General features: G+C 68.7%; 7 protein-coding genes. 5 read left to right on the top strand and 2 right to left on the bottom strand.

Annotated elements, in window-relative coordinates; translation table 11 throughout:
• Positions 1-340 precede the first annotated feature (340 nt).
• Positions 341-1,336, bottom strand: coding sequence for a hypothetical protein (locus tag VD972_RS34955; RefSeq protein ID WP_324993145.1), 996 nt, complete (start codon positions 1,334-1,336; stop codon positions 341-343).
• A gap of 201 nt (positions 1,337-1,537) precedes the next feature.
• Here VD972_RS34955 and VD972_RS34960 point away from each other — a divergent pair, with 201 nt between their 5' ends.
• Positions 1,538-1,999 carry a hypothetical protein gene (locus VD972_RS34960; protein WP_324993146.1) on the top strand — a complete coding sequence of 154 codons (462 nt, stop codon included), beginning with the start codon at positions 1,538-1,540 and terminating at the stop codon, positions 1,997-1,999.
• A 385-nt stretch (positions 2,000-2,384) separates the two neighbouring features.
• On the opposite strand, the gene VD972_RS34965 is transcribed toward VD972_RS34960, so the two are convergent.
• On the bottom strand, positions 2,385-3,263 hold the full coding sequence (locus tag VD972_RS34965; RefSeq protein ID WP_324993147.1) for a DMT family transporter: 879 nt from the start codon (positions 3,261-3,263) through the stop codon (positions 2,385-2,387).
• 122 nt (positions 3,264-3,385) lie between these two features.
• Here VD972_RS34965 and VD972_RS34970 point away from each other — a divergent pair, with 122 nt between their 5' ends.
• The 4 genes from VD972_RS34970 to VD972_RS34985 all read left to right on the top strand — a co-directional run.
• A complete protein-coding gene (locus VD972_RS34970; protein ID WP_324993148.1) occupies positions 3,386-4,111 on the top strand; it encodes a FecR family protein in 726 nt (241 codons plus the stop codon).
• Positions 4,112-4,321: 210 nt separating this feature from the next.
• On the top strand, positions 4,322-4,828 hold the full coding sequence (locus VD972_RS34975; RefSeq protein WP_324993149.1) for a hypothetical protein: 507 nt from the start codon (positions 4,322-4,324) through the stop codon (positions 4,826-4,828).
• A complete protein-coding gene (locus tag VD972_RS34980) occupies positions 4,825-5,649 on the top strand; it encodes an ABC transporter permease (RefSeq protein WP_324993150.1) in 825 nt (274 codons plus the stop codon). The genes VD972_RS34975 and VD972_RS34980 overlap by 4 nt, the downstream gene beginning before the upstream one ends.
• Positions 5,650-5,653: 4 nt before the next feature.
• Positions 5,654-6,163: ABC transporter ATP-binding protein (locus VD972_RS34985; protein ID WP_324993151.1), on the top strand; the 510-nt coding region annotated here is incomplete at its 3' end.

Genomic DNA, 6,163 nt, shown 5'->3' on the forward strand with positions numbered 1-6,163 from the left:
TCTGGCCGAACCTGTCTGGTTGTATGACAGGTTTGCTCGGCTCGCTGCGGGCCCAGACTGCCGCCCACTCCCTGTCCTCCGCGCGGTACCGCGAGCATCAATTCTGCTGCTAAGTGCCCGCAACCCCGCGACCCCAAACCGATCGGTGCTCTAGCCCAGAGCGGCGCGCGGCAGGGGACGTGGGCCTGTGGGCAACTGCTATTGGGGCTCAACACCCCGCTCGCTGCCCTCGGGGCGGGACGCTCCACCTCATGAAGTCGGGCGTGCCGTGTCCTGGGTGTGGAGCGTTCGCCGGTGTGCGCTGGTGGCGACCCGGGAAGCGCGTGTCATCCAGCCCTGTTCATCGGTCTCCAGGGACGCGCCGCCCCTTGCGCCGCGTGGTCAGCCGATCGAGCGCGAAGAGCATGGCCACCATCGGCGCAAGCAGGAGCATGAGGATCCCCATGGGCACCTCCTCCGGAGAGACGAAGAGGGTAGCGGGCACCAGCCCGCCCGAGACGACGGCGCCAACCACCCCTGGCCACGGGTGGCGCACGAACCCCTGCACGATGCCCAGCACGACGAATGGAAGGCTCAGCGCCACCTCGTATGGGATGGAGCCCCCCCATGAGGGCTGGCTTGTGCCCAGCAGTGGGGCGACGAACATGAGCGTCAAGAGCAGCACGGCTTCCACGAAGACCGTCGCCGCGAGGTGGCGAGCTGCCTTCTTCACCCGTGCTTCGTGCACCGAGGGTTGCTGCTCGCACGCGGCGCAGAACTCGGTGCCGCCGAATCCTTGCTTCGGAGCGCAGTTGTAACACGCCAAGGCGCCGCAGCGTGGGCAGGTACCCACCGAGGGAAACCGCGGGTGAACCTGACAGCGTGGCGACCCGTCCGTCGCATCGAAAGGAGCCAATTCCAAGGGAGCCAACTCCGAGGGAGCCAGCTTCGGCTGCGATGGCGCCACGCGCCCGTCGTCCAGCCCTACTTGCATGAAGCTGGCCGTCGCTTGCAGGAGGCCAGTGAGCACCAGCTTCCCCGCGTCGAGGTCTCCTTTGGCGAGGGCGAGGCCGGCGCCCACCCCAGCCTTCGCCATTCCCGCCAGGAGGCCAGCGCCATGGTCGCTGGGAGCATGGGCCGACGCGGCGTCGGGTGCACGCTCGTCACCCGGGGCCGCCACTGACTTCAGGCGCAGCGCGCGGAGCAGCGTCGTCACGTCCTCGGACGGTAGGCCTGCCTGCAGCAGTTGCTCGCGCACGGCGGAGAGCGGCAGGCCCTGATCAGCCAGGCGCTGTGCGAGCATCCACGGCGTCTGGGTTGGCGATGCTGCGGGTGTGCCCTGTGAGTCGTCTCCCATGAGTCCCCCCCTGAACCATCGCTCAGGAATCCGGCCCTGAGGATGCTCCAATTTCGTCCGTGGTAGGCCCCGCGTCGTTTCCGCTCGTGGGAGTCCTATGTGAGCAGGAGGACAGCACACATGCCCAATCACAATGACGTCGTCGCCAATACGCCGACATTCCTTTGGAATCAAGCCTACTGATCGCACGGGGTCAACTGCATGCAAGTGCTCACCCAGCATGCGACGTTCCTCACGCACAACGGCAACGCCGCCGGGGCGGTGCCGCAGAGCAACATCCTCGCGGTCACGCTGATAGAGCTACATGGACTTCCTGTTCCAGGCGGTCATGGGCGTAGCGGCGGGGCACCCGACCGTCACCGCGTACCGCTCCGCGAACATCGGCCTCAACGCCATCGTGGACCGGGCCTCACCACGGCCGTGGTCCGCAAGTTCTTCATGGGCCGCCACAACTTCCAGTGGCTCCTCTGCGGCGCCAACGTGATGGGCCGTCGGACGGGGCCCAACGCCTGGACCTTCCATTTCCAGACCGTGCGGGTTCTTGGCTACGATCGATACGCGGCGCTCGAAGCCATCCGCGGCTTCGCTCAGGGCGAGGCGCCGCGGCCCCTCCACGTGAACAAGTTCAAGTCGCTGGCGGTCCACGCCTCTGGCGTGGTGTGACGACAGCGATGTGGCTCGAGGCTGCTCCGCCAGTGCGCTCTGGCCGAACCTGTCCGGTTGTCAGACAGGTTTGCACGGCGCGCCCCCAGCAGGGGCTCCCACCCGTCCCCGCTACCGTTTCTCACTGCTTGGGTCCTCGGCGCCGTGGCCGCCCAGACGAGAGGCAGGCGGTGGAGCACTGCACATGGCGTCTCCAATACTTGAGCGCTTCAGGTCTTCATCATCTCGCCGCACTGCTCGGTGTTCACCCCGTTCATGCCGTACACGACACCCGTCGGCAGCGGTAGCTGGCGAAGTCCCGCTCTTCCTATCGGGGCATGCTGCGCCTCTCGCCAGAAGTCTCCGGCAGTGGGTTCGATTCCCGCTGCCTCGAGTCAGCGCGAGCTCACTTTGGATCTCTCGCAGGTGATTCCTCGGCCGTGGGCGTGGAGCCGGGCGCTGGTGAGGCCGCCCTCCGCGCACCCAGCACTGTGCGCCAGGCCGTGGCGAGCAGGATGATGCCGCCGCCCACCAGCGCCCACGGGCCCGGGCGCTCTCCGGCGAGGATGAAGGTCCACACCGGGTTGAGCACAGGCTCCAGTAGGATGAGCAGTGAGGCCTCCACCGCCGGCGTCTCGCGGATTCCCAGGTTGAAGAGCGTGTACGCGAGGCCGAGCTGGAACACACCGAGGAAGATCAGCGTCCCCACATCCACGGCCGTGGGCGTGTGACCTCCCAGCGCCGGCACCAGCACGCTCACGCCCGCCAGGAGATTGCCCCACACCAACACCACCTGGCCCTCGCTGCTCGCGGCCCGCAGCCCGAGGATGGTGAACGCGAAGGCCACACCCGAGGCCAGCGCAATCATGTTGCCCAGGAGCTGCCCAGGCTGGAGCTGGTCCACGAAGAAGAGGCTCAGGCCGAGCAGGAAGATGGGCGCCGCCATCAGCTCGCTGCGGGAGGGCTTCTCGCGCAGCAGGAGCGGGGACAGCAGCAGCACGTACAGAGGCGCCGTGTCCTGCAGGAAGATGGCGTTGGCGGCCGTGGTCAGCTTGTTGGCGATGATGAACAGCACCACCGTGGCCGCGTAGGCCACCGCGACGCCCAGCGCTCGCAGCGAGGGCCGCTTGCGCCCGGCCGGGAAGGCGAGCCACAGCACCAGCGCCGCGATCAGTGAGCGCCCGGAGGCAATCTGGTAGGCGCTCAGGCTGGACAGCTTGACGGCCGCGCCCGCCGTGGACCAGAGCACGGCGGCGGCGAGGATGTAGAGGCGGGGACGAAGCATGGCGGGGCTGGAGCGGGGGCATATGCTGGCTGCCCCTCGAACGCCACTGCCTCGGCGGCGCAACTTCCGGGCACATGGCGTGTTCGTGGATACTGAAGCTCCCATCCTTTGGAGGTGTGTCTGTGCGCCACCTGCTGCTGTGGTTGACGTGTTGCTGTGCGCTCCCGGCGCTCGCGGAGGTCGGGAAGGTTGCGCAGCTCGAAGGGGAGGCCACTCGCACCGCTCCCGGAGGTACCGCCGAGGTCCTCCAGGCAGGCAGCGCCATCGAAGTCGGAGACGAGCTCTCGGTGCAGCCGGGGGGCAACCTCGCACTGCTCCTGACGGACGAGAGCACGCTGGTACTCGCGGGGGGCTCGCGACTGAAGATTGACGAGGCCACCTTCTCCGGGCTGGAGCGCCAGGCCTTCTCCGCCCGTCTCTTGCTCGGCACGGTCTGGGCCAAGGTGAAGAAGGCCGTGGCCGGTTCCCCGGCGAAGTTCGACATCACCACCGATCGGGCCGTCGCGGGTGTGCGGGGTACCACCTTCCAGGTGGAGGTGGTGGGCGAGGAGCTGCGCGTGGACGTGGAGGAGGGGCTCGTCGAGGTGGCCCAGGGCGAGGGCTCCCCAGGCCAGGCGCAGCCGGAGGCGCGCCGTGTGCACCAGGTCCGAGGTGGTGAGCGGCTCCGCCTGCTGCGCGCGAGCGTGCTCCGGGAGCGCTTCGCCGGCCCGAGGGGGCAGTTCGGGCAGTTCATCCGCGCCACGCGTGACAGGATGGAGAAGCTGCACCGCGCGCTGCCGGAGAAGAAGCTCCCGGAGCGCCGGCAGCATCAGCGCGAGCAGATGCGGGAACGGCGCAACTCCCGGTAGGGCTCTCCGGGCTCGCGTCTCGCGGAGGCCGCGGCTGGAGCGGAGGCATCTGTCGGCTGCTGGTCGAATGCCACTGCCAGGGAGCGGGCTCCTCCGTTCCTTCAGCCTGCGGCCGCCCTCTTGCCTTGCCAGCAAGTCAACCCTTGCCCTGGGGGGCCCCTAGCCGTCCGGAAGTCCATGTCTACCTTCCGTTTCCCTGGAGACGGAGAGATGACGCGGATCCCGCTGATCCTGGCACTGCTGGTCCTGCCCGCCACCCCGGGCTGCCGCCGCGTGTCCTTCGAGGACTCTGTCTACTCCAAGCCGCAGGTGAGCTACCGCATTGGCGAGCTGCCCAGGCACTGGCAGCGCGTCTTCGTGGAGGGCAACGACCTGGCCTTCTCGGAGGCGGACACCGGCCGTGCCCTCTCCATCAACTCCACCTGCGAGGGCCATGACGATCCGCCCCTCCCTGTCCTCACCCGCCATCTGCTGATGGGCTTCACCGAGCGGGAGGAGCTGTCCCAGCAGCTCATCACCCTGGACGGGCGGGAGGCCATGCGCTCGCGCCACACCGCGAAGCTGGATGGTGTCCCCGTGGAGCTGGAGCTCGTGGTCCTCAAGAAGGACGGCTGCGTCTTCGACTTCACCTACGTCGCACCCCCCAGCCAGGCCGAGGCCCGCATGGCGGACTTCGAGGCCCTGCTGGCGGGCTTCCACGCGGAGCGGGACACATGAGCACCTCCGTCGAGGTCAGCCCGGGAGCCAGCACCGAGCTCTCGCCCGCCGAGCCCACCCCGTCGATCTCGGCGCGCATCCGCCAGCGGCTGGAGTCGCTCGGGGCGCTCGCGGTGATGACGGGCAAGGTCTTCTCCCGCGCCGTGCGCCCCCCGTATGACTGGGGCGCGCTCGTCTACCACACCGAGTCCCTGGGCGTGCGCTCCATGCCCATCGCCCTGCTCACCTCGACGTTCGCGGGGCTCGTCATCTCCCTGCAGTTCGGCTTCTTCCTGGCGCGCTTCGGTGTGCAGTACACCGTGGGCCGCGTCGTCATCCTCACGCTGTTCCGCGAGCTGGCCCCAGTGCTCACCGCGCTCACCGTGGGGGCCCGCATCGGCTCGGGCATCGCCGCCGAGCTGGGCTCGATGGTGGTGACGGAGCAGGTGGACGCCATCCGCGCGCTCGGGGCCGATCCGCTGCGCAAGCTCGTGGTGCCCCGGGTGCTCGCGTGCCTGCTGGTGCTGCCCACGCTCACCGTGCTGGCGGATGTCATCGGCCTGTTGGCCGGCGCGCTCGCCGTCAACCTGCAGTACGGCATCACCCTGGAGCTGTTCTTCCAGGGCGCGCTGGACACGGTGTTCTTGAGCGACTTCACCTCCGGCGTCCTCAAGGGCGCCGTCTTCGGCGTCATCATCGGGCTGGTGGGCTGCTTCAAGGGCCTCACCGTCGAGGGCGGCACCGAGGGCGTCGGCCGCGCCACCACCCAGTCCGTGGCCATCACCTCCGTCACCGTCTGCCTGGCCGACTTCTTCATCACCAAGCTCACCCTCTACCTCTAGCCCCATGCGCCTGTCCGCACCACGCCCCTCCCTGGAGTTCCACCGGCCCACGCCCGGCGAGGAGCTGATCCACTTCGAGCACCTGAAGAAGTCCTTCGGCCCCAAGCGCGTCTTCGACGACCTGGAGCTCTCGGTGAACGCGGGAGAGACGCTGGTGGTCATCGGCGGCTCGGGCACGGGCAAGAGCGTGCTGCTCAAGTGCCTCATCGGCCTGCTGTACCCGGATGCGGGGCGCATCCTCTTCCAGGGACAGGATGTGACGCGCTTCCGCGAGGAGGACTTCTTCGCGGTGCGCCGCCTCGTGGCCATGGTGTTCCAAGGCGCGGCGCTCTTCGACTCGCTGACGGTGGGGGAGAACGTGGCCTACCCGCTGCGCGAGCACTTCCCGGAGCTGTCCCCCGAGGAGCTGTCCCAGCGTGTGGCCGAGAAGCTGGCCCTGGTCAACCTGCCTGGTACCGAGGGGATGATGCCCGCGGACCTGTCCGGCGGCATGCGCAAGCGCGTGGGGCTGGCG

Source organism: Hyalangium sp., assembly GCF_035629615.1.
In the GTDB taxonomy this organism is placed as follows: Bacteria; Myxococcota; Myxococcia; order Myxococcales; family Myxococcaceae; genus Hyalangium.